Genomic DNA, 22,144 nt, shown 5'->3' on the forward strand with positions numbered 1-22,144 from the left:
TAAGTATTTTCGTATGATATTACTCTACAAAAGATGAAAAGAAAGTATTTTGTGATCATTGGAATTCTAATAATCATTGCATTGATAGCTTTTCCCGTAATCCATATCTTAAAAACAAAATGGAATGAATCTGATGAGAAAATTATCAATCCAAATGGTTACGCCAATGATGCGAGTCAATTGAATTTAACGAAAATCGATACATTAATAAAAGTTCCGAATAGTAAAACTAAAATCGTAAATCAACTGAAACAGGTATTGAAATATGCCAATGAAAAAAATCTGAAAATTTCGATTGCAGGAGCTCAACATAGTATGGGTGGACATTCTATTTATCCCAATGGAATCCTCCTGAATATGCTTCCTTATAAACATATAGAGCTCGATCAAGAAAATAATATTTTGACAATTGGCTCCGGTGCGTTGTGGCAAGACGCAATCAATTATTTAGACAAATATGGCAAATCTGTTGCGGTAATGCAGGCTTTCAGTTCGTTTTCCGTGGGCGGTTCGATGAGTGTGAATGGGCATGGATGGCAAAAAAATCTGCCTCCCGTTTCTTCGAGTGTTATGTCATTTACTTTAATGAACTACAATGGCGAAATTATTAATTGCAGCCGAGAAGAAAATCCCGAATTATTTAGATTGGTGATTGGTGGGTATGGACTTTTCGGGATTATTCTTGATGTGAAATTGAAAGTTGTAGATAATTTGGCTTTAAAATACAAGTCGGTCAGTATGAATTCTGACGAATATCTTTCTTATTACAAAAAATTCATCACAGATAATCAAAACGTAAATCTTGTCTTTGGTAGATTGCGAATTTCAGATAAAAAATTCTTAGATGAAGCCACCATTATTTATTTTGAAAAATCTAACGAAAAGCCACTCTCACTTGAAAATCAACGCACAAAAAATAAAGAGATAAGGCGTATCGTTTTCAGAAGTACGGTTGACAGCGAATACGGAAAAAGACTTCGTTGGGATTTAGAAAAAGGCATGAATAAAGTATTAAATAACACCGTTTTTACCCGCAACGAACTACTCAACGGCAATGTTTCTCTTATTGAAAATAAAGATCCTAATTCTACCGATTTGCTTCATGAATATTTTATTCCTGAAAGAAATTTTAACCAATTTATAAAAGATATTAAGCCCATTCTCAAAGATTCTGAAATTGATCTTCTCAACATAACGCTTCGTGCAGTCAATAAAGATGAAGACAGTTTTATGAATTATGCCAGACAAAATGTTTTCGGTTTTGTATTATTGTTTAACCAAAAGAAAACCGAAAAGCAGGAAAGTGAAATGAAAATTCTCACCAATAAACTCGTTGATGTAACGGTTAAAAACGAGGGAACTTTTTATCTTCCCTATCGTCTTCATATAGATAAAATGAAAATGAGAAAAGTGTACCCACAAGCCGATTCTTTTTTTGTATTTAAAAGAAAATACGATCCTCAGGAAATTTTTGAAAATAAATTTTATATGCATTATAAATAATAATAAAATTGAATATATATACTTGATACTCGTTCTTAAATCAAGTTACGAACAACAATTTATCCAACAAATTCCATGACCACAAAAATAAACCTCAGAGAATCTTTCAATCTTCCCAATTCTGAAACAACCACACCTGCCGAAATTTTTCAAAACCAAACCCTGCGCCCAATTCTGAAATTGCAGAACGATTTGTACATTTCACTGTTTACCAATTATGCCATCCGTCAGAATTCAGATTTTAATGCGCTGTCTTCCGCGAAAAAAGCAGTGATGATCGAGCAAAGCCTACAAAAGGATAATGTTTTGAAAAATACTTTCATCGGAATAACCATTGGAATGCTTACCGATGAAGAAATGGAAGTTTACATTTCGGATAGCAAAGAATTTAACAAAAGAATCATCACGATGTTGATTAAAAGATTAAACAGCCAAATCTGATAACAAATCTATATACTATGAAAGCAAAATTACTTAACAGATATTTTTTCTTTGCAGGATTGTCATTGATGATTTTATCTTTTTTGATGCTTACCTTCACCGTAAAAATGTTTTCAGCAACTGGTGATTTTCCAAAATTTATTATAAAATTAGGAGAATTTTGTCTTGTCTTTTGGTTGCCTTTTTTAATATTGGGGATTATTTTCTTGCTCGTAGGAATCATCGTAACGGTTTACAAAGCCAAAAAAACATCTTAATATGATTTATATTAAAGTCTGAAATAATTTACTTACCCTTCATCCACATCGGAGCATACTTCAAAATCTTCTCATTCACCACACAATCTTCTGCATGCGCACCTTTCAGAAAACCTATACTCATCAGAAACTCATTTACAATTTCTCCGCCTGTGAATTTGAACGTTTTTTTGAAGAGTTTCATCCATTCCTGTAAATCTTTTGGATGATGATGTTCCAGCCACTTTTCAAACGAACCGAATTCTTCTTGCAGTTTGATAATAGTTTTTGCATTTTCGATAGCAGCATTGACTTTCAGTTTATTTCTGATAATTCCGGGATCAGCGAGTAATCTTTCACGGTCTTCATCAGTGTAGGCAGCAACTTTTTTAATACTGAAATTGTCATACGCTTTTCTGAAACTTTCTTCTTTTTTCAGAATGGTTTCCCAGCTCAGACCAGCCTGGTTGATTTCCATAACCAATCTTCCAAACAATTCGTTATCATCATGAATCGGGAAACCATAATGATTGTCGTGGTACTTTTTGTGCAGTTCTTTTCTGCTTTCGGGCTGCATTCTTTCAATGGCTGAACAGTAACTCATGAGAATATATTTTCTGTTTTGGTTAAAAATTGATCTAAAGCTTCTTTGATGTCGATTCCGGTGCGGTCGGCGAGCACAATCAGCCACCAGATATTTTCGCCTAATTTATGTTCTAATTCTTCAGCAGCATTCTTTTTTGACCATGTTTTTTCGTTTGACATCACATTTCTGCCAACTAATCCGGCATCAGTAAGATAAGCCAAAGCATCCTGTTCCGCCCTCCATTCACTTCCATTCTGCTGAATTTCTAATTGATGATATTTTTCTCTGATCGCCAGGGAGCGTTCTATGATTTTGTCGAAATTATTTTGATCCATTTCTATATTTTAAACAAAGATAATGAACCGTCATGACAACTGTTTGTCAGTATTAATTGGAATATAAGAGAAATTAAGAATCTACAGATCATTTTATTCATTTGAATTATAAAATATTTATCACTCAAAAATGATTCATATATTTATAAAATAATTACCTTCTTCAAAAATAAAGTAAAGAAACAACTGAATACTGTTGAAAAATCAAACTATTTTGTAATTACAATGTAGTAAATTGACTTCAGTAATGCAGCTTCCTTTGTAAAGATTATTACCCACCAAATAAAATTATAAAAAATGAAAAAAAAATTACTTTTTAAAACAATAATTCTTCTTCTAACTTTTTCATTTTCATCTACGCTTTACAGCCAGTCTACGACTTGGCAATCTGTAGGACCAGACGGTGTTTCCCAGCCTTCATTCGGAACTTCAGATGTAACTAGCTTAGCAATGGCACCAGATGGAACTCTATATTATGCTTATAGAGATTACAACGACAGCCACAAAGCCACAGTAAAGAAATTTAATGGAACCAACTGGATAACAGTAGGATTACCCGCATTTTCAGCCGGAATATTATCCTACACGAGCCTTAGTATTGCACCAGATGGCACACCCTATCTCTCTTATATGGATTATACAGCTGCTGGCAAACTAACCGTGATGAAGTTCAATGGTAGTAGCTGGGTGAATGTTGGGCCACCAGGTTTTACACCCGCAAGTGCAAGTGATAATAGTTTAGTGATTGCATCAGATGGCACTCCTTACATATCTTATCGGGACAATTTTTATTCTGGTAAAGTCACAGTAAAAAAATTTAATGGCACCAATTGGGTAACTGTGGGTACAGAAGCCTTTTCACCTGATGAAGTATATTACACCAATCTCGCTTTTGCTCCGGACGGTACTTTATACATCGTGTATAGAGATTATGGAGCAAACGGCAAAGCAACTGTAAAAAAATTTAACGGTACCAGCTGGGTTACCGTCGGTATACCTGGTTTTTCTGTAGATTATTCATCATTTTTTACCAGTATTGCCATTGCTCCAGATGGAACTCCTTACGTTGCATACTCCGAATTTATGACAGTTGCCAAAGCGACTGTTATGAAATTTAATGGTACTAATTGGGTCACTGTAGGTGCACCCTTATTTTCAGCAGGATTGGCGGCCTACACAAAAATAGCCATTGGTTTCGACGGAGTGCCCTATATTGCGTATTATGATGGCGCTTACAACGGTAAAACAACAGTGAAAAGATTTAACGGCAGCATTTGGGAAACGCTGGGAACTGAGGGCTTTTCTGCAGCAGGTGTTAACTACAATGTTGATCTATTGATATCTCCCAATAACAGTAAAATCTATATAGGTTACAGCCTCAATACGACACTTGGTATTTTTGTAAAATCATACAACCTATCCCACATAGAGCTAAGTACATCGGAAACAGTAACGAATAATGATACTCATATTACCCAAATCCTACGCAAGGAAAACTCACTGTATCTACAACTAAAAAAATAAAAGCATATTCTGTATCAGATATGTCTGGGAAATTGGTTTTAAAATCTGATTCTAAGGCAGTTGATATTTCAGATTTCCCTAGTGCTACCTATATCATAACCGTGGAGCATGAAGACGGAAGTTTTTTTTCTAAAAAGGTAATAAAAAAATAGGGTTCTGCTCAGTCTATTGATGCTGGTTTCATTTTTTCAAAGTAAAAAACTCGCCATATTTCTCTAAACCGCTTCTGCAGATTTCAACCTGAAAATTTCTTTCGCGTTAAAAATAATTACTGCTAAAAAAATAATAGAATAAGACACCATCTGCAAACCTCCCAGTGCTTCATTGTAAACTGCACCGGCAAGAATAAAGGCGATAATGGGATTGATATTCAAGATCATTCCCACTTTGGAAGACGCAATTCCTGACAGGGCATATAAGTTTAAAAGCAACGGCACGATGGTGTACATCACCGCAATGATTTCAATATAGAAATAAAACTTAAAATCCGTCGGCACCGGTCCTGAGTATGAAGGGAAAAACGGAAGCAGGATCAGAGCTGATAAAATCATGTGGAAATTAAGCACCAGAAATTTATCAAATTTAGAATTTACAGACTGGATAATAAGGTAACAGGCATATGTTGAACCAATCAGTGTGCTGTAAACCATGTCCAGAAGATTAGAATATGACAAAAGAAGGCAGCCAATACCACTCAGAAAAACAGAAATCCATTGCAGTTTTGTGAGCTTTTCTCTTAGGATAAAAAACGCAAGAATCGTCGTAATAATGGGACACACCAAATACGCAACTGAAGTCGCTCTTACACTGATGTGATTCATGACATAGATAAAAGAAAACCAGTTTCCGGTAAGTAAAATACTGCTCAAAATATTTAAACCAACAATCTTTTTCTTGCTATTTTGGGAAAGATTTTTAAAATATTTTAAATTATCTTTCAGCTTCAGTCTTCTGAAAAGCACCGTCACCACAGTCATAATAATAGCACAGCTAAAAACTCTGTAAAACAAAATATCAAGTGAAGCATACGAATGCAACGGTTTTAAAACCAGACTGAAAGTTCCCCACAGTGTGAAGGCAATGATAGCGGCTAAATAATATTTAAGATGGTTCAAGTGCGGCAGAATTTTTATGTTTTAAACTGACGCAAAGATAATAAATATGTGAGCTGAGTTAATCCGCTTGTAGGTCAGATTTCGCATTAAATTTCTAGACTTCCCTCCGTTAAATTAGAAAACCGTAGTTTTGTCCAGATGTCAAATCTAAAACTCCACTTACCCATTTACAAAGCAATCGTACTGATGCTCGTTGTGGCGTTTTCACTATCTCCCTGCTCATTGAAGAGAGATGTGTTAGGAATTTTTGATATTCAGCATATTTCTACAGTCAACAAAGTTAAAACAACGACGCCAACCTTTTCAAGCTGTCAAAGTTTTAGCTCCAATTCGAAAGTTTCAGTTTTTAAGGCTGATTCTAAATTTAAAGACGATTTCTTTTCTGCTCTTTTAAATTCATGTAATTACAGTTCTGAAAAGAAAACTCACCGTCTTAAAAACTACTCCGGAAACACTTCCGGAAACAGTCCACCAAAATATATTTTATTTAAAAGATTAAAGATAGATATGGTTTAGAATTATTTCTAAATCAATTGTACAAACAATCTTTTAAATATATTTCTATGACAAACAAAATAACAAATCAGACCTCTGATGGAGCTGGTCTATATACCTTATCAATCCGTCTCGTAATTGGCTGGACTTACTTTTCAGCATTCTGGCGCAGGCTAATTCTCGAAAACAAATTGACTCCCGATGAAGCAGGATATATCGGAGAAAAATTCAATCATTTTTTACCCAATGCTTTAGGAATAAAACCGATTATCGAATATTTGGTTACCCATCCTAATGCACTGCAAACCTCTATGATTACTTTTACCATTATTGAAGGACTCGTAGGATTGTTTATTATTTTCGGGCTGTTCACCCGATTAATGGCTTTAGGAGTTTTCAGTTTAGCCATGGGAATACTTTTGGGATCAGGATGGATAGGAACAACCTGCTTAGACGAGTGGCAGATAGGCGTTTTGGGAATTGCTTGCGGATTTACCCTGTTTCTCACGGGAAGCAGTACTTATTCACTAGATCAACATCTAAGAAACAAGTATCATTTTACTGAGAAAAAATGGTTTAAATGGACAGCCTCTGGTGTTTTTCCTTTATTAAATCGTAAGAGTTTTAATTTAACAGGATCATTGCTGATTCTTTCACTTACGCTATTTACCAATCAGTATTTTCATGGTGGTGTTTTTGGAACCTTACACAATAAATCGGTGAAACCTAAAGTTGAAATATCAAATATTAAAACAAATCAGTCACAGATACAGTTTGAAATTTACAGAACAGAAGGTGTGGATGTTTACGGATCATTTCTTATCGGAATTGATTTAATTAACGAAAAAGGAGAAACCATTCACTCCTTAAATAGTGCCGAACTTTCGAAATTCCCAAAGAACAACATTCAAAATCATTATGTATCAAAGATAAAACCTGGAAAACACAGTTTAATTATTCCGCTGGGTGCAAAGGCTGATTTAACAATCGATTTAAAAGAAGTTCCTCTACAAAGCAAAAATATTTCTGTGATCAAACTGACCGATATCAGCGGTACAGAATGGATTGCGAAAACAGAATAAGTTTAAACTAGTAAAGAATATATATATTCTGACAGCAAAAAACCTCTGAAAAATTCAGAGGTTTTTTCATTTATAAGCGGTCAATAAAATCCAGATAAAGCGGAACACTTCTTTCAATCCATTCTTTAGAAACATTATGCTCTAAACCATAGTAAACAAAAGGTTTTTGATAATCTGCTTTAATGTACTCGAAACTGAGCTCGAAAGGTCTTGTGAATTCAATGACAGTATGTCTGTATTTTCCATCAGCTCTGAAATCTTCATCATCAACACCTGCAGATATGGCCAGCGCAACCTTTTTTCCACCAACTTTATATCCGCTTTTGCTTCCGTATGCCCAACCGTGCAACAACACTCCATCAAACCATTTTTTCAAGAGAGACGGACTGCTGAACCAATAAAATGGAAACTGAAAAATAATCTTGTCGTACGCTTCCACCAGTTCCTGTTCTTTTTTTATATCTAATATTTCATCCGGATAAGATTTGTACAGTTCGTGAACCACATACTTTTCGGGAAATTTATTCAGTTCTTCCACCCATCTTTTGTTGATTAAAGATTCGTCCATAGTAGGATGAGTTACTATTACTAATGTTTTCATATTTTAAAATTTCTTCTACAAAAATAATAAGTGTAACTTACAATTCGGATAGTAGCCACCAATTGTACGGTACTATAAAAAATGTAAGTAATGACTAAAATAAAGGAAACCTCGACCAATTTCGCCAACAAAAAAGCTCTTGTAGAAGAGTGTCCGGAGCTCTACGCTTCGAAACTGATTGGCGGACAATGGTCACTGGCGATCTGCAGCTATTTAATTAATGGAAAACTGAGATTCGGGGAACTGAGAAAAAGCCTTGGAAATATTACCGAACGCATGCTTACGCTTCAACTTAGAAAACTGGAGGAGGATAAAATTGTGACAAGAACCGTGTTTGCCGAAGTTCCGCCAAGAGTTGAATATGAACTGACTGAAATTGGCTATCAGCTAAAACCTGTTATCGTAGAACTGGATAAATGGGGAACAATGCATAAGTCAAGCATTGAGAATTAAGCATATTATAAAATGTCACATCGGTCAAAATCTGTTTCGGGGGAAGCTTTCCCAAATTGGGACGGTAAGAAACTGTTTCAGGGGAGACAAAACACGCGTCATATTTCGTTGCCCTGGTTTGGAGGGAGACTTTCCCAAGTTGGGAAAGTTTAAACCATTATCGGTTAGGCAAAGATACATCCGTGACAGCCTGTCCCTTTATGAATTCAACAAAAAAAACCTCTGAAATGATCAGAGGTTTTTTTTTTTAGTGTACGCCACTTAAATCTATCTTTTCTTTGCTTTTCCGTTCTCTGATAAACAGGATAAACGGGATACAAACCAGGAAGGCTATTCCCAAATATAGAAACACATCCATATAAGACAGCACGGTTGCCTGTTTGGTGACGGTCATATCCAAGACTTTGTAAGCGGCATTCATAGCAGCATCGGGAGTCATTCCTTTAGCAATAAAATTGGCTTTTAAACCTGCCAGTCGCTGCTGAACATCGAGACTGTCGCCATCGAGATGGGATATTAAATTCACCCTGTACTTTTGGCTGGCGTTGGCAATAAATGTTGTGATCGCAGCGATTCCGAAAGAACCACCCAACTGTCGCATCATTCCTGTAAAGGCTGCCCCCTGCCCGATTTCCTGACCTTTCAATGTACTTAATGAAAGCGAAGTAATCGGAATAAACAGTAAACCAAGTCCCATTCCTCTTACAATCAGCATCCAGAAAAATGCTTCTTTACTGGTGTCAGGCGTTAATATTTTGTAACCCCAGAAACTGTATACGAAGAAAATGAATAATCCCAATGAAACCAAAATCTGCTGTTTTGCGCCTTTAGAAAGTAACCTTCCGATAATCGGCATCATAAATGCTGTCGTTAAAGCTGCGGGAATCATTAGGGCTCCGGACTGAAGTGCCGTCCAGCCTAAAATACTCTGCGTATATAAAGGAACAATAAACGTTGAACCATACAGACCAAATCCTAACACGAAAGACATCACGGTTCCGATTCTTAAATTTCCATTCTTTAAAACCCGGAGTTCCACAATCGGATATTTAAAGGTCAGTTCTCGCCACAAGAATAAGATAAATCCTAAAACAGCTGTCGTGGTAAAGGTTACAATCATTCCGCTTTCAAACCAGTCTTCTTCATGACCTCTTTCCAGAATAAACTGTAAAGAACCTACCGTTAATGCCAAAAGCATAATCCCTAACCAGTCAACATCTGAAGCTTTACGTTTTTCAGAGAATTTTGGACTTTTTACAAACTGTAATGTCATCAAAGTCGCTGCAATCCCGATTGGAATATTAATATAAAAAATATACGGCCAGCTGTAATTATCAACAATATATCCTCCCAATGGCGGACCCAATGTTGGACCGATAATTACTCCCAAACCGTAGATAGCCTGAGCCATGCTTCGTTTTTCAACGGGATAGGATTCTGTGATGATTGTTTGTGAGGTCACGAGCAAAGCTCCACCTCCAATTCCCTGGCAAAGTCTGAAAAATACGAGTTCCCAGATATTATCGGCATTTCCGCATAAGAATGAGAAAATAGTAAAGATAATAATGGAAGCGGCAAAATAATTTCTTCTTCCAAACTGTTGTGAAAGCCAGCTCGTCATCGGTACCACAATCACGTTACCAATTGCATAAGCTGTAATCACCCAGCCCACTTCAGAAAGCGTGGCTCCCATGTTCCCCTTCATCTCGTTCAGGGCAACGTTCACAATCGTGGAATCCACAATTTCAAGCAAAGCACAAAGAATCGCTGTGATCGTGATGATCACTCTTCGGGCTCCATATTCTACTAATGAATCTTGCATAGTTTTTTTTACGATGTAAAAAAGTGAATTGTCAATAGTCAATCAACTCCGTGGTCAATTTTCCTTCTTCATTTCCAAATAGCATCAATCCTACTGCATTCTCAATTCATAATTGACTTGCCTCTGCAAAATTGACAATTCACTGATATACTTTTATAGATGTGAATGGTAAATTTGTTTCGTCAATCGATAGCGAATTTTAAAGCAGTCAGTTTAAATTGACAGCGAAGCAAATTCACTATTGACAACAAAGTTTATTGACCTTTCACTATTTCAATATTATTTCAAAGAAACTTCTGCTTTCACATTCATTCCTGTTCTCAGTCTTTTGGCAATGTTCGGATCCAATTTTACAAAATCGATTTTAATTGGAAGTCTCTGAACCACTTTCACAAAGTTTCCACTTGCGTTATCCGGAGGCAAAATGGAGAATGTAGAACCTGTTGCAGGAGAGAATGAACTCACCACACCTTCAAAATCGGTATCTGGAAAAGCATCGATCTCGATTTTCACTTTCTGTCCTTCCACCATTTTAGCAACCTGAGTTTCTTTAAAATTGGCAATTACCCATTTCTGATCATTTTTAACCAAACTGAATAACTGAGAACCCGCCTGCAAAAACTGTCCTGCCTGAATAGGAACTTTTCCTACAAAACCATCTTCAGGAGCTGTAATTACGGTGTAAGAAAGATTTAATCTCGCACTTTCCACATCCACTTCTCTCTGTTTCGCTACCGAACCGGCCACTGAAATCTGCTGAGAACTAGCCTCAGTTTGAGAAGAAGCAATTCCGGTTTGCTGTGCAATCTGATTTCTTGTATCAACCAAAACCTGCAACTGCTTATCTGCAGACTGTTTTGCAGCCAAAGCCTGCTCATATTGCTGTTCTGTAATTGAATGGTCTTTTACCAAAACTGAATATCTTTTTAAATCCTGAGAAGTTTTCCAGACGTTTACTTTTGCAGCTTCAATCTGTGCATTCGCTGTTGCTACTGCGGCTTGCGAACTGCTGATATTCTTTGAAGTAGCGTTGGTAGAAGACTGAGCAGAAGAAATATTGCTTTTCGCTGTCGATAAAGCTGCCTGAGCCTGTTCCAAAGCCATTCTCTGGTCTTTATTATCTAAAATAACCAAAGTATCACCCTTTTTTACAAACTGATTGTCTTTCACTTTTACTTCTGCCACGTAACCCGAAATTTTAGAAATTACAGGATTCATGTTAGATGCAATCTGAGCGTCATCTGTTTCTTCATGAACCTGACCGTAAGAATAAGTTCTGTAACCGTAAATTCCACCTACAACGATGATGACGGCTAAAATGATGGGGAAAACTAAACTTTTTTTCTTTTTAGGTTCAGCTGCTTGAGTATTGTTATTTTCCATTTTGGATATCGTTCTGTTTTTATTTGATTGTTAAAGTTCCTGTAGTCTGTAATAGTTTTCTGTACGCCAGGGCCGCATCCGCTTTTGCATTGATCACTCCGACGTTGGCAGCAATTTGCGCTGCATCAGCATCCAAGAGTTCTGTCATTGTTGCTAAACCGTTATCGTATTTATTTTTTGTAATTCTGTAATTTTCATTGGCCTGAACCGCAGCTTTTTCAAAAACAGCAATTCTCTTTTTAGAATAATCTGAATTCTGATATTCTCTGTTGACTTCTAACTTAATATTGTCATTCATCATTTCATTGGTTGCCGACAACTGCATTTCTCTCGCTTTAGACTGCTTCAAAGCAGAGTTTTCTTTCCAGAGATTTGATAAATTGTAAGAAACGCCTACTCCAACATTCACTGCATTGTAAATCGTTAAGAATTTAGGAATATCTGCTGCAACATAACCACTTGTAAACGCTATCGAAGGCAGATTCTCTGCTTTCGCTGATTTCGTTCCTAACTCTGCTGCTTTTCGCTGCTGATCTAAAGCCTGCAGATCTTTACGGTTTTCTCTGGCTTCATTTAAATAAAAATCAACCGTCTTCACATCATCTGCTTCAGTAATATATTGTTGATCAACTTCAATTTCGGTATTCTCAGGAAGTCCTAACAAGAGATCCATATTGATATTGGCAATGTTGTAATTGTTTTGTGCTTCTAATAACTGTAATTCAATGTTCGAAGTCTGAAGATTTGCCTTTAAACGGTCATTTCTTGCAATTACTCCGTTGTTCTCAAGCTTAAGAAAAGTTTCATCTCTTTTTTGAGAAGCACTTAAATTTTCTTCTAATACTTTAATCGACTGATTAGCTTTGAATAAATTATTGTAAGCCTGAGCCACATTGTAAGCAATCGCAACTTTGTCATTTTCCGTGCTTAATTTTGATGCTTCCACCAGATATTTTGCAGATTGAATACCGTATTTGATTCTTCCACCGCTATAAATCGGAATACTTAAGTTTGCTGATCCATAAGCAACTTGATGAACTTCCGGTCCCCCTGCACCTGATACACCGGGAAGTCTGATGTCAACATTAGGTTTCAATGGTAAGTAAAGATAACTTGCAGAGACTTTTAGTTCGGGAAGCTGTCTGTTTTTTGCTTCCAAAAGATCAGCGGTTGCTTCTTCTATTTTGGCAGCATCTATTTTTAAACTTTTACTGTTCTGGATTCCCAACTGTACGGCTTCATCAAGGCTGAGCTGTTTTTTCTCCTGAGCGTGTGTGTACATCATTCCTGCAAGAAGGGACAGTACAAGAACTGAGTTATTTATTCTCTTCATAACCTAAAAGGTCTTTTAAAATATGTTTTATATGTTGTGTAAGCTCGTTGAAATACGTTTCTTCAAAAACCATTTCGTCTTCCTCATTTTTAAGAAAATCTTTGTACATCTGCTTGGCATTCGAAGCATAAAATAATGTTCCGCTCACGGTAGAATGCAGTAAATAGATCGGTGGATTTTTAGTGAAAATTCCTTTTTCTAAACCACTTTCCAGAATCTTAGAGTACATGGCGATGAAACTGAGTTTGGTCTCTTTCAGAAATTTAACAATCTGCGGATTGTCGCTGTACAGCTGCTCTCTCTGCATAATCCTGAAGAACATTTTATGGTTGCGCACTCTTCCTGCAAACTGATCAACGATTCTCTCTATCTTTTCCCACTCGTTGATATCTGTACGTTCTAAAATTTCATTTGAAAAATACTGGCCTTCTTTCATTCTGTACTCAACTAATTTCTCGTACAATTTTTCTTTTGAACCGAAATAATAGGAGATCATCGAAATATTAACGTTCGCTGCTTTAGAAATTTCCCTAGTCGAAGTTCCAGGAAAACCCTTTTCTGCAAAGAGATTCTCGGCCGCAAACAATATATTTTCTTCTTTTGAAATCATTATATGTTATTTTTTCGGATGCAAATGTACATCGAATTTTAACAAAAATCAAACGTTTGATTGATTTTTAATTTAGATTTTGAGTATCGGATAAATAGATTTTGGTTATCGAAATGGTCATTGAAGATTGTAGAATACCTAACCTAGCCTCTTAGATCAGTCTAAATGAAGCCGATTGATAAACATCAAATGTGTCTGATGAGTAAAATTTTCGAGCATAACTGCATGCTAGAAATTTTTATTTTAAAAAGAAAAAATTCAGACCGAAGTCTGAATTTCTATGAGTTTTTATGAATGTACCTTGATAACTTTATTCCTAAATCTGTCCATACAATTTTAGGGTTTCCGTTTCGGGTTAAATGTAGATCTGCTGCATTGATTTCATCTAAAATACTGATAATATTTGCACCACTGATAAATTTAGAAAACCCAGCCCAATTGAATCCGTTGGCATCAATTTTTTTGTAAACCAACTCTTCTGACTGATAATTTTGCAGTAAAGCCAATCTGAAAATTTCGGAAGCATAATTCAGGAAATTTTTCTGTTTCTCTCTGTTCCACCCGGCTATTTCTCGAGCCCAAAGAATGATATTCTTAAGAAACTCAGGCTTCTTCTTCACCATAAATGCATCACGAACCCATTGCACGAAAAGTTTTTCAAACTCAGGATTCTTGATTTCTGAATGTAGCAGTTTTACAGCTTCATTTAAATCCCCCTGGGCTTCGTAAGTAATGGCTTTAGCCTGATCATCTGAAGAAGAAAGTTTATTTTTCAGATAAATATTTAAATCAGCATCTGCAATTCTCGGAACTTCTACTATCTGTGTACGAGAAAGTATCGTTGGTAAAATATCGTCAGCGCTTTCTGCTGTCAAAAGAATAATGGTTTTGGCTGGCGGCTCTTCCAAAAACTTTAAAAATTTATTGGAGGCGGCAACATTCATTTTATCTGCTCGCCACACAATGAGAATTTTGGTTCCGCCTTCAAAACTTTTGAGAGCAAATTTTTGATTCTGATCATCAATTTCATCTGCTGAAATAAACAACTGTTTGTTTTCTGATTCCAAAAAAGCCGTCCAGTCATCATAACTGGCGTAAGGCGATTCGAGAATCATCTCTCTGAACTGATCAAATTTATTTTTACTTAAAGAGTTTTTGTTATCGGTAAAAACAGGAAAACAGAAATGAAGATCTAAGTGATTCAGATGTTCAACCTTTGACGCAGCGTGTTCGTTTTCACCTTTTAAAATTTCTTTAGCGTAGGCTAAAACAAGTGGCATCGTTCCGTAACCTTCTTTTCCAATGAAAAGCTGAGCATGGCTTACTCTGTTTTCGGTAATGCTGTCCTGAAGAAGTTTCTTAAGATTTTCCTGTCCGGCGATGTTTTCCCAATTCATGTTTCAAAGATAAAAGATTTTTATGGAAAAGGAAATTGGTGAAATGTGAATTTTGCTGCACCAATGAATTGTGAATTTATTATGATTGATAAAAAACTATTAGCAAATCCAATTCATGATTGATAACTCACCATAAAAACCCCTTAACAAACTTTAACCTCAGTAAATTTTTACAATTCATTAATATTTAAGATATTTGCGCATTATTTTAAAAATCTAGAATGAAAAAAATTTTTGTACTATCATTCATTTCGGTTGGGTATTTCCTTAACGCGCAGAGTCTGAGCAATTCACCCTATGCAACTTATGGAATTGGTGATGTAAAATATGATAATACGATTGAAACTACCTCAATGGGAGGTATTTCGACTGCCTTTATAAGTGATTTCACAAGTAACTTCAATTTCGGAAACCCTGCTAACAACAGCAATTTTGATTTAACAAGTATTAAACTTGAAGCTACTAACGAAAATAATTACTTCAAAACCGACTATAATAATACAAAGTCTACAAAACATTCTACGTATTTATCTAATATCTCGTTGGCATTTCCTATTTCTTCAAAAATAAAAATGGGACTTTTGTATCAGCCATACAGTTCTAAGAGCTATGATATTATTAACTCTGAAACATTGGCAGACGGAACGGTTTACGGAAACCGTTTTACAGGGAGTGGTACTTTGAATACTGCACAGTTAGCACTTTCTTATAAAATAAATTCAGAATTTGCTGTTGGAGCCCGTGCTAATTTGTATTTTGGTAGTTTATACGACACCAATGAATTTACTACTTCTACCGCTGAGCTTATTAATGGGTACGAAACCAAGAATAAAATCAAAAATTTAAATTTCACTTTAGGTACAAGCTACCAAAAACTGAATACAAGTACAGATCGTAAGTTTACTTTGGGGGCTACAGCTACCTTTGGGAACACCAGCGATATGTCTACAGAATATCTAAACAGTACTTATTACTATAGCAACGGTGAAGTAAAAGAAGGACAGACAACGATCGAATCTAAAACGACAAGTTCTAAAAACCTTTTACCTCTTCAAGCATCTTTTGGAGCGGGTTATGGAAGCGAAAACCAATGGTTTGTATCTGCACAGTTAGATTACAAAAAAGGTGAAACAATCAGTTACTTCGGAAACACTTTTGATTTCAAAGATTCTTACAGAGTTTCTGCGGGTGGTTGGTATCTTCCGAACTATAATAACTTTAGAAGTTATTTTTCAAGAATCGTGTACCGCTATGGGGCATTCTATGAAAAAGGAAATTTGGAAATTGCCGGAAATAATATCAATAAATTTGGAGTTTCTGCAGGGGTGATGCTTCCATTCAAAACCAGCAGTATTACACGAATGAGCGGTCTTGAGATTGGCGTTGAACTGGGTAAAAGAGGAACTGTAAAAGACAATCTGATCAATCAGAATTTTATCAACCTAAGAGTAGGATTCAATTTTGCAGACAGATGGTTTAGAAAATCTCTTTATAACTAAAATGAAATTGAATTTCAATAAATATAAAAATATAGCATACCTTTTTAGTTGTGCTATATTTTTTATATTCACATCCTGCGAAGAAGATTTGACCAAACAGAACGGAAATCAGAATAAAAATTTCCCATCGCAGATCATCAACAATGCTAAAATCGTTCAGAGAGATTCAGGATTTGTTTCACTACGAGCAACGGCTCCCATCATTGAAAAATATGAATTGATCGACAGCCCGTACACAATTGCCAGAAAAGGAATGAAAATAGAATTCTTTGATAAAAAGAAACCTAAAAACCCTGGAAATATTACTGCAAAATATGCCAAAATCTACGATTACAAAAAGTTTTTTGAAGCCAGAGGAAATGTGAAAATTTTAACGAGCGACGGACAACGGTTTGCAACACAGAGTGTTTTTTGGGATCAGAAAAATAAAAGAATTTATACGAGAGACACCGTATATGCAACCATGGAAGACGGCTCTACGCTGGTTCATGCCAATGGAATGACCGCCAAAGACGACTTCTCAGAATATACTTTCTACAACAATTCTGGTGATCTTGATATCAGCAAGACTAAAATCGCGGAATCTAAAAAATAAATTTTAACATCATGGTTTTTCAGGCAATTGGATTGATGTCGGGAACAAGCTTAGACGGCTTGGATATTTGTTTTGCAAAGTTTGAAAAACAAAATTCTGGTTGGAAATTTCAAATCTTGAAGGCCGAAACAATTTCTTACGATAAAGATTTAGAAAATCAACTTAGAAATTCAATTCATTTATCAGCCGAAAAACTTCTTGAACTTCATTCTGAGTACGGATTCTACTTAGGAAAAGCTGTAAAAAATTTCATTGAAAAATACAAGGTGGAGAATATTGATGTCATTTCCTCGCACGGCCATACTGTTTTTCATCAGCCTCAAAAAAAATTCACTTTACAGATCGGCGACGGTCGTACCATCAAAATAACAACAGGTTTACCTGTGGTGTACGATTTTCGCTCCCAGGATGTCTTAATGGGTGGAAACGGAGCTCCACTCGTTCCTATTGGGGATGAACTGCTCTTTTCAGAATATGACGCCTGTCTGAACCTTGGAGGATTTTCTAATATTTCATTGCAGTTCAACGATAAAAGAATTGCTTTTGATATTGCTCCGGTAAATATTGTTTTGAATAAGTTAGCCCAAAACTTTAATCAGAATTTCGACAAAGACGGAGGTTTAGCAAGAGAAGGGAAAATAAATGCGGAATTATTCAATAGATTAAATTCATTATTGTTTTACAGCCAATCTCATCCGAAATCATTGGGAATTGAATGGTGTAACGAAAATATTTTTCCTCTTTTTACAAATTTAGATTCAAATGATATTTTGGCAACATTTACCGAACATGCTGCCGAACAGATTTCAAGAGTATTTAATCAATATCAATTAAAAAAAATACTTTTCACAGGTGGAGGAACTTACAATTCTTATTTGATTGAAAAAATAAAAGAAAAAACCCAGTCTGAAATTATTATTCCTGCAAAAGAAATTATAGACTTTAAAGAAGCTTTGATTTTTGCTTTTATGGGAGTCTTAAGAATTAACAGCGAAATCAATGTACTTTCTTCTGCAACAGGCAGCAGTCACGATCACAGTTCAGGAATTATTGCATAAAAAAAACCTCCATTTCTGAAGGTTTCATTTTATTTATAAGCTTCAATCTTATCAGTTAAAGTATTTATGAAGTTCTGCAGTGGTTTCTCTACCATCATTTTAATAAAAGGATTAAATTTTCCTTCAAAAAGCATCTGAACTTCAGTCTGATTTTCACTGAGAGGCTTTAGAGTTGCGGTAAGAGCAAAGTCTAAACTTGAACTTGCAGACTTTAAAACTGCCTTTTCTTCGGTCACTTCATCGATTTTTAAAGCAATTTCGGGCATGCCCTGAAGTCCGAATTTGAACCCATCTTCTCTGCTTTCAAACTTCTGAAGACCGTCTGGCATAAAATCTTTGTAATTTTCCGGCGTTTTTAATAACTCAGATAACTCTTTAGATGATTTATTGACAACAATTTTTCGTCCTTCTAAATTCATTTTTTTTATTTTTGTATTTAAATTCCTACAAATGTATAAAGTTTTTGTGAACGAAAAAAAATTATTACTCTCTAAGCAGCCTGAAGCCTTAGAAAAAACTCTGAAATATGATGGTTTCACAACTTTAGAGATTGCGCTTGATCTTCTTCAGAATACTTCGGTAAAAGAACTGAACGTATATGGAGAGCAGATTGACGAAATTTGGGGAGAATTTAAAAAGCTTTTCAGAATCATTGAAGCAGCAGGTGGCATCGTCAAGAGAACAAACGGAGATATTCTTTTCATCAAAAGATTAGGGAAATGGGATCTGCCAAAAGGAAAAATGGAAAAAGGCGAATCCAGAGAAGAATCTGCGGTGCGTGAAATTGAGGAAGAAACCAATTTACAAAATGTTGAACTTCTAGATTTCATCAATACTACTTACCATATCTATATCGAGAGAAACGGCGACAGAGTTCTAAAGTACACGCATTGGTTTGAAATGAATTTCGATGGTGAAGATACCTCAAAACCTCAATTGGAAGAAGGTATCACAGAAGTTGCCTGGAAAAACACTCCACAGATTGAAGCGGAAGTCTTTCCAAGCACATTCAAAAATATTAAATTGATTATTACAGAATTTTGGGAAACGAAAACTAAATAAAGTCAATCGCTTTTTCTAAAGAAATTCCACGTGATGCCTTTAACAAAACATTTTCTGATTGAATTTTGTTTAAACTAAGGTATTCTATTAACTCAGCTGTATTTTCAAAAGATTTAGATGAATTATTGACTGCTTTAAAATGTTTTCCCACGGTGATAATTTCGTTAAATCCTAAATCATGGGCCGTTTTGAGAATATTGATATGCTCTACAACACTTTCTTCACCCAACTCTAGCATATCACCTATAACAATCGTTTTTGTCCCTTCAAAAGTGATGAAATTATGAAGGGAAGCAGTCATAGAACTCGGGTTGGCATTGTAAGTATCTAAAACTAAAGTTTTATCATTCTTTTTCACCACCTGAGAACGCATATTGGTTGGTATATAGCTCTCAATGGCTTTTTTGATCTCATCTATTGAAACTCCAAAATGAAGTCCGAAACTCGCTGCTGCACAAAGATTGGTGAAATTATAATCTCCTGTTAGCTGGGACAGTGCTTTTGTTTCCTGATAATCCAATCCAACAAAATGTTCATTAGAAAATATTTCGAAAAAATAATCTGAACTTCTTTTGCCAAAAGTTATTTTCGTCTTGTAATCGGTAGTTTTTTCTACCTGAATTTGATCATTTTCGTTAACTAAAATAGTTTGTTGATTATGTTTAAGGTAATCATAGAGTTCAGATTTCCCTTTTATAACACCCTCATAACCGCCAAAACCTTCTAAATGAGCTTTCCCAAAATTGGTAATGTATCCGAAGTTTGGTTGGGCTAAGGCACATAATAATTCAATCTCCTTCTGATGATTGGCTCCCATTTCAATAACCGCCATTTCATGTTCAGGTTTGATCGATAAAATTGTAAGCGGAACACCGATATGGTTATTTAAATTTCCAAAAGTATATTGAACATTATGTTTTCGAGATAGCACTGCATGAATAAGTTCCTTTGTAGTCGTTTTACCATTACTTCCCGTAAGCCCGATAATAGGAATCTGCAATTGATTTCTGTGATGTACAGCCAAGTTCTGAAGAAATTCTAAAGTTGATGGTACAAAGAATATATTCTTTTCTGCATTTTCAAAACTCTTATCTTCAACAATTGCTGCTAAAGCTCCATCATTCATTGCTTTTTCAGCTAAAATTGCCGCATTGAAATTATCTCCTGAGAAGGCGAAGAAAATGTCATTCGTGTTGATTTTTCGGCTGTCAATCGTTACTTTTTCAGCTTTTAGAAATAACGGATAAAACTGTTCTACATTCATACATCAAAAATAAAAAAACCTCTCGAAAATTCGGGAGGTTTTTTATAAGTATTTTGAAATATTATCTTCTTGTTCTAGCTTTGTCGCTAACTCTTGCATCCTGAGCTACACGGAAACCAATCCAACCATAACCAGAAGCCTGATTTTTGTATCTTCTTTGTCCCGGGTCTAGCCAGTAAGCTGAATCTTGCCAAGAACCACCTTTGATAACTCTGATGTCATTTGTCATCGCTGATGTTCTCTCTTTAGTATCTTTCTGCATGATTACTTTTCCACTTCCATCAACTACAAATCTTGTTGTAGGAGCATTGTACATATTGTAAGAAGCTGAAGAATCACTTGCATTTCTATAATCTAATGAAGACATTCTGTCACCATCTCTATAGTTTCTGTAATCACCGATAGTTTCTCTTTCAAACTGACCAGGTAAATTTTTGTATACCAATCTTCCGTCAGCTAAAGTGTCATATTTAATACTACCTTCATCAACCATCTTGTAAGTTCCGTCACCGTTTCTTACGATAGCCTGAGGCATATTTCCTCTATAATAATTAAAGTCTGTAAAGTCTTCGTCAATGATAGGTCTGTAAACATCACCAGTCCATTCTGCAACGTTACCGAACATACCATAGATACCGATATCGTTTGAAGGAAACTGTCTAACATCTGAAGTCTGAGCAGCACCGTCATTTTTCCAACCTGCAGGACCTGAATAATCTCCTCTACCTTGCTTAAAGTTAGCTAAAATCATTCCTCTGTCTTTACCCTTAGTACCTCTAAGTTTATCGATTTGTGGTTTCTTTTCAGTATAGCTGTTATATTCTCTGCTTTTCTCCATACCAAGAGCTGCATACTCCCATTCTACTTCTGAAGGAAGTCTGAATTTGGTAACCATCGCTGAGCTAGGAGATCTGTTAGCAGCTAATAATCTCTGGTTAGTCGTTTTCATACCAGATTTTTGTGCCAATCTTTGCTCGTTGATGTAACCTTGCATTTCAGGATCATTCGATTTGAATTTATCCATGTTGAATGCTGTTCCACCTTGGTTATTAGATTCGTTGATGTACAAATCTTTTGCAATAATACCTGCTTGCATTAAAGCTTTTTCGTTCGCTCTGTCTGTCAACCATTCGCAGTATCTGTTGGCTTGTGTCCAAGAAACTCCTACTACCGGATAGTAATCATAGTTCTGATCTCTGAAATACGTTTCATTAAGATCATTTCTAGATAATTTGTTATCCCATAACAAAGTGTCAGGCAACGCACCGTTGTAGATTTCCTTGAAACTTGGGTCACTTGGAGGGAATACATACTTCAACCACGTAAGGTATTCGCGGTATTCGTAGTTAGTAATTTCTGTTTCACCGATAAAGAATGAGCTTACCTGCATTCTGCGAGGCGAGTTATTCCAATCGTGCATAACATCATCTTTCACTAATCCCATGGTAAAAGTTCCACCTTCAACATATACCATTCCTGGCCAACCCTTCTGCTTTTGTTGCTTTCCTGCAAAAAACCAACCTTGTTTTTCGTTTGGTTTCCAACCTGTCTTGCTGACAAATTTTTTAGTACCGCCTCCTTTGCTAGTACCGGACCCTCCACAGCTGGTTAATGCAAGTGTAGAACTTAATGCTATTAATGAAAACAACTTTAGTTTTTTCATAGTCGATATAAATATTATTCAAAGTACAAAGAAAAAATAAATTATTCAATAAATCAAGTAAAGATTTGATTTTTTTTGAAACGTTAA

General features: G+C 35.7%; 25 protein-coding genes. 13 read left to right on the forward strand and 12 right to left on the reverse strand.

Annotated features, from left to right (window positions below; translation table 11 throughout):
• Positions 1-33: 33 nt before the first annotated feature.
• The 3 genes from AR685_RS05920 to AR685_RS05930 all read left to right on the forward strand — a co-directional run bounded on the left by AR685_RS05920 (position 34) and on the right by AR685_RS05930 (position 2,201).
• A complete protein-coding gene (locus tag AR685_RS05920) occupies positions 34-1,503 on the forward strand; it encodes an FAD-dependent oxidoreductase (RefSeq protein ID WP_059124004.1) in 1,470 nt (489 codons plus the stop codon).
• Between the two features lie 75 nt (positions 1,504-1,578).
• Positions 1,579-1,944 carry a hypothetical protein gene (locus AR685_RS05925; protein ID WP_059124005.1) on the forward strand — a complete coding sequence of 122 codons (366 nt, stop codon included), beginning with the start codon at positions 1,579-1,581 and terminating at the stop codon, positions 1,942-1,944.
• Between the two features lie 17 nt (positions 1,945-1,961).
• Positions 1,962-2,201, forward strand: a complete 240-nt coding sequence (locus AR685_RS05930; protein ID WP_059124006.1) for a hypothetical protein — start codon at positions 1,962-1,964, stop codon at positions 2,199-2,201.
• Between the two features lie 28 nt (positions 2,202-2,229).
• On the opposite strand, the gene AR685_RS05935 is transcribed toward AR685_RS05930, so the two are convergent.
• A complete protein-coding gene (locus AR685_RS05935) occupies positions 2,230-2,784 on the reverse strand; it encodes a DNA-3-methyladenine glycosylase I (protein WP_059124007.1) in 555 nt (184 codons plus the stop codon).
• Positions 2,781-3,101 carry a hypothetical protein gene (locus AR685_RS05940; protein ID WP_059124008.1) on the reverse strand — a complete coding sequence of 107 codons (321 nt, stop codon included), beginning with the start codon at positions 3,099-3,101 and terminating at the stop codon, positions 2,781-2,783. The genes AR685_RS05935 and AR685_RS05940 overlap by 4 nt, the downstream gene beginning before the upstream one ends.
• A gap of 297 nt (positions 3,102-3,398) precedes the next feature.
• Here AR685_RS05940 and AR685_RS05945 point away from each other — a divergent pair, with 297 nt between their 5' ends.
• On the forward strand, positions 3,399-4,625 hold the full coding sequence (locus AR685_RS05945; RefSeq protein WP_059124009.1) for a hypothetical protein: 1,227 nt from the start codon (positions 3,399-3,401) through the stop codon (positions 4,623-4,625).
• Entirely contained in the window at positions 4,622-4,777 is a 156-nt protein-coding gene (locus AR685_RS18390) for a T9SS type A sorting domain-containing protein (RefSeq protein ID WP_410492910.1), read from the forward strand. Before AR685_RS05945 ends, AR685_RS18390 begins: the two co-directional genes overlap by 4 nt.
• Before the next feature lie 63 nt (positions 4,778-4,840).
• Here AR685_RS18390 and AR685_RS05950 read toward each other — a convergent pair whose 3' ends face one another.
• Positions 4,841-5,740 carry an EamA family transporter gene (locus AR685_RS05950; protein ID WP_047442632.1) on the reverse strand — a complete coding sequence of 300 codons (900 nt, stop codon included), beginning with the start codon at positions 5,738-5,740 and terminating at the stop codon, positions 4,841-4,843.
• Positions 5,741-5,878: 138 nt separating this feature from the next.
• Between AR685_RS05950 and AR685_RS05955 the strand changes: the two genes are divergently transcribed.
• Both AR685_RS05955 and AR685_RS05960 read left to right on the forward strand, forming a co-directional pair.
• Positions 5,879-6,256 (forward strand): hypothetical protein, encoded by a 378-nt coding sequence (locus tag AR685_RS05955; protein WP_047442631.1) that lies wholly within the window; start codon positions 5,879-5,881, stop codon positions 6,254-6,256.
• Positions 6,257-6,303: 47 nt separating this feature from the next.
• Positions 6,304-7,317, forward strand: coding sequence for a TQO small subunit DoxD (locus AR685_RS05960; RefSeq protein WP_117584624.1), 1,014 nt, complete (start codon positions 6,304-6,306; stop codon positions 7,315-7,317).
• Between the two features lie 70 nt (positions 7,318-7,387).
• Here AR685_RS05960 and AR685_RS05965 read toward each other — a convergent pair whose 3' ends face one another.
• Positions 7,388-7,918, reverse strand: a complete 531-nt coding sequence (locus AR685_RS05965) for an NAD(P)H-dependent oxidoreductase (RefSeq protein WP_047442629.1) — start codon at positions 7,916-7,918, stop codon at positions 7,388-7,390.
• A gap of 90 nt (positions 7,919-8,008) precedes the next feature.
• Here AR685_RS05965 and AR685_RS05970 point away from each other — a divergent pair, with 90 nt between their 5' ends.
• Positions 8,009-8,371, forward strand: a complete 363-nt coding sequence (locus AR685_RS05970; protein ID WP_059124011.1) for a winged helix-turn-helix transcriptional regulator — start codon at positions 8,009-8,011, stop codon at positions 8,369-8,371.
• 12 nt (positions 8,372-8,383) lie between these two features.
• A complete protein-coding gene (locus AR685_RS18085) occupies positions 8,384-8,524 on the forward strand; it encodes a hypothetical protein (RefSeq protein ID WP_165592800.1) in 141 nt (46 codons plus the stop codon).
• A 94-nt stretch (positions 8,525-8,618) separates the two neighbouring features.
• Here the strand turns inward: AR685_RS18085 and AR685_RS05975 are convergent, their stop codons facing one another.
• The 5 genes from AR685_RS05975 to AR685_RS05995 form a co-directional block, all read right to left on the reverse strand.
• Positions 8,619-10,193 (reverse strand): DHA2 family efflux MFS transporter permease subunit, encoded by a 1,575-nt coding sequence (locus tag AR685_RS05975; protein ID WP_047442626.1) that lies wholly within the window; start codon positions 10,191-10,193, stop codon positions 8,619-8,621.
• Between the two features lie 279 nt (positions 10,194-10,472).
• Positions 10,473-11,576: an HlyD family secretion protein gene (locus tag AR685_RS05980; protein ID WP_047442624.1), complete on the reverse strand. Its 1,104-nt coding sequence runs from the start codon at positions 11,574-11,576 to the stop codon at positions 10,473-10,475.
• Between the two features lie 19 nt (positions 11,577-11,595).
• Positions 11,596-12,909 carry a TolC family protein gene (locus AR685_RS05985; protein WP_047442622.1) on the reverse strand — a complete coding sequence of 438 codons (1,314 nt, stop codon included), beginning with the start codon at positions 12,907-12,909 and terminating at the stop codon, positions 11,596-11,598.
• The gene (locus AR685_RS05990) at positions 12,893-13,519 is read right to left on the reverse strand and encodes a TetR/AcrR family transcriptional regulator (RefSeq protein ID WP_059124012.1); all 627 of its coding nucleotides are present in this window, start codon (positions 13,517-13,519) and stop codon (positions 12,893-12,895) included. The genes AR685_RS05985 and AR685_RS05990 overlap by 17 nt, the downstream gene beginning before the upstream one ends.
• A gap of 278 nt (positions 13,520-13,797) precedes the next feature.
• On the reverse strand, positions 13,798-14,916 hold the full coding sequence (locus AR685_RS05995; protein ID WP_059124013.1) for an ATP-binding protein: 1,119 nt from the start codon (positions 14,914-14,916) through the stop codon (positions 13,798-13,800).
• A gap of 221 nt (positions 14,917-15,137) precedes the next feature.
• On the opposite strand from AR685_RS05995, the gene AR685_RS06000 reads away from it, so the two are divergent.
• Genes AR685_RS06000 through AR685_RS06010 form a run of 3 tightly spaced genes read left to right on the forward strand, consistent with a single transcriptional unit; the run spans position 15,138 to position 18,068 of the window.
• On the forward strand, positions 15,138-16,415 hold the full coding sequence (locus AR685_RS06000) for a membrane protein (RefSeq protein WP_047442618.1): 1,278 nt from the start codon (positions 15,138-15,140) through the stop codon (positions 16,413-16,415).
• 1 nt (position 16,416) lies between these two features.
• The gene (gene lptC, locus AR685_RS06005; protein WP_059124014.1) at positions 16,417-17,010 is read left to right on the forward strand and encodes an LPS export ABC transporter periplasmic protein LptC; all 594 of its coding nucleotides are present in this window, start codon (positions 16,417-16,419) and stop codon (positions 17,008-17,010) included.
• 11 nt (positions 17,011-17,021) lie between these two features.
• Entirely contained in the window at positions 17,022-18,068 is a 1,047-nt protein-coding gene (locus AR685_RS06010) for an anhydro-N-acetylmuramic acid kinase (RefSeq protein ID WP_059124015.1), read from the forward strand.
• Positions 18,069-18,097: 29 nt separating this feature from the next.
• On the opposite strand, the gene AR685_RS06015 is transcribed toward AR685_RS06010, so the two are convergent.
• Entirely contained in the window at positions 18,098-18,487 is a 390-nt protein-coding gene (locus AR685_RS06015) for a hypothetical protein (protein WP_047442614.1), read from the reverse strand.
• A gap of 31 nt (positions 18,488-18,518) precedes the next feature.
• Here AR685_RS06015 and AR685_RS06020 point away from each other — a divergent pair, with 31 nt between their 5' ends.
• Positions 18,519-19,130, forward strand: a complete 612-nt coding sequence (locus AR685_RS06020; protein ID WP_047442613.1) for an NUDIX hydrolase — start codon at positions 18,519-18,521, stop codon at positions 19,128-19,130.
• Here AR685_RS06020 and AR685_RS06025 read toward each other — a convergent pair.
• Both AR685_RS06025 and gldJ read right to left on the reverse strand, forming a co-directional pair.
• Positions 19,123-20,394 carry a UDP-N-acetylmuramoyl-tripeptide--D-alanyl-D-alanine ligase gene (locus AR685_RS06025; protein WP_059124016.1) on the reverse strand — a complete coding sequence of 424 codons (1,272 nt, stop codon included), beginning with the start codon at positions 20,392-20,394 and terminating at the stop codon, positions 19,123-19,125. The genes AR685_RS06020 and AR685_RS06025 overlap by 8 nt on opposite strands.
• Positions 20,395-20,455: 61 nt before the next feature.
• Positions 20,456-22,057, reverse strand: coding sequence for a gliding motility lipoprotein GldJ (gene gldJ / locus AR685_RS06030; protein ID WP_047442610.1), 1,602 nt, complete (start codon positions 22,055-22,057; stop codon positions 20,456-20,458).
• Between the last annotated feature and the right edge of the window lie 87 nt (positions 22,058-22,144).

Origin of the sequence: Chryseobacterium sp. JAH, assembly GCF_001507335.1 — a bacterium.
Classification (GTDB): Bacteria; Bacteroidota; Bacteroidia; order Flavobacteriales; family Weeksellaceae; genus Chryseobacterium.

Excerpts from the sequence above, each read along its gene's own strand:
- AR685_RS05920 (WP_059124004.1), top strand. The coding sequence starts at position 34 with ATGAAAAGAAAGTATTTTGTGATCATTGGAATTCTAATAATCATTGCA.
- AR685_RS05925 (WP_059124005.1), top strand. The coding sequence starts at position 1,579 with ATGACCACAAAAATAAACCTCAGAGAATCTTTCAATCTTCCCAATTCT.
- AR685_RS05930 (WP_059124006.1), top strand. The coding sequence starts at position 1,962 with ATGAAAGCAAAATTACTTAACAGATATTTTTTCTTTGCAGGATTGTCA.
- AR685_RS05935 (WP_059124007.1), bottom strand. The coding sequence starts at position 2,784 with ATGAGTTACTGTTCAGCCATTGAAAGAATGCAGCCCGAAAGCAGAAAA.
- AR685_RS05940 (WP_059124008.1), bottom strand. The coding sequence starts at position 3,101 with ATGGATCAAAATAATTTCGACAAAATCATAGAACGCTCCCTGGCGATC.
- AR685_RS05945 (WP_059124009.1), top strand. The coding sequence starts at position 3,399 with ATGAAAAAAAAATTACTTTTTAAAACAATAATTCTTCTTCTAACTTTT.
- AR685_RS05955 (WP_047442631.1), top strand. The coding sequence starts at position 5,879 with ATGTCAAATCTAAAACTCCACTTACCCATTTACAAAGCAATCGTACTG.
- AR685_RS05960 (WP_117584624.1), top strand. The coding sequence starts at position 6,304 with ATGACAAACAAAATAACAAATCAGACCTCTGATGGAGCTGGTCTATAT.
- AR685_RS05965 (WP_047442629.1), bottom strand. The coding sequence starts at position 7,918 with ATGAAAACATTAGTAATAGTAACTCATCCTACTATGGACGAATCTTTA.
- AR685_RS05970 (WP_059124011.1), top strand. The coding sequence starts at position 8,009 with ATGACTAAAATAAAGGAAACCTCGACCAATTTCGCCAACAAAAAAGCT.
- AR685_RS18085 (WP_165592800.1), top strand. The coding sequence starts at position 8,384 with ATGTCACATCGGTCAAAATCTGTTTCGGGGGAAGCTTTCCCAAATTGG.
- AR685_RS05975 (WP_047442626.1), bottom strand. The coding sequence starts at position 10,193 with ATGCAAGATTCATTAGTAGAATATGGAGCCCGAAGAGTGATCATCACG.
- AR685_RS05980 (WP_047442624.1), bottom strand. The coding sequence starts at position 11,576 with ATGGAAAATAACAATACTCAAGCAGCTGAACCTAAAAAGAAAAAAAGT.
- AR685_RS05985 (WP_047442622.1), bottom strand. The coding sequence starts at position 12,909 with ATGAAGAGAATAAATAACTCAGTTCTTGTACTGTCCCTTCTTGCAGGA.
- AR685_RS05990 (WP_059124012.1), bottom strand. The coding sequence starts at position 13,519 with ATGATTTCAAAAGAAGAAAATATATTGTTTGCGGCCGAGAATCTCTTT.
- AR685_RS05995 (WP_059124013.1), bottom strand. The coding sequence starts at position 14,916 with ATGAATTGGGAAAACATCGCCGGACAGGAAAATCTTAAGAAACTTCTT.
- AR685_RS06000 (WP_047442618.1), top strand. The coding sequence starts at position 15,138 with ATGAAAAAAATTTTTGTACTATCATTCATTTCGGTTGGGTATTTCCTT.
- lptC (WP_059124014.1), top strand. The coding sequence starts at position 16,417 with ATGAAATTGAATTTCAATAAATATAAAAATATAGCATACCTTTTTAGT.
- AR685_RS06010 (WP_059124015.1), top strand. The coding sequence starts at position 17,022 with ATGGTTTTTCAGGCAATTGGATTGATGTCGGGAACAAGCTTAGACGGC.
- AR685_RS06015 (WP_047442614.1), bottom strand. The coding sequence starts at position 18,487 with ATGAATTTAGAAGGACGAAAAATTGTTGTCAATAAATCATCTAAAGAG.
- AR685_RS06020 (WP_047442613.1), top strand. The coding sequence starts at position 18,519 with ATGTATAAAGTTTTTGTGAACGAAAAAAAATTATTACTCTCTAAGCAG.
- AR685_RS06025 (WP_059124016.1), bottom strand. The coding sequence starts at position 20,394 with ATGAATGTAGAACAGTTTTATCCGTTATTTCTAAAAGCTGAAAAAGTA.
- gldJ (WP_047442610.1), bottom strand. The coding sequence starts at position 22,057 with ATGAAAAAACTAAAGTTGTTTTCATTAATAGCATTAAGTTCTACACTT.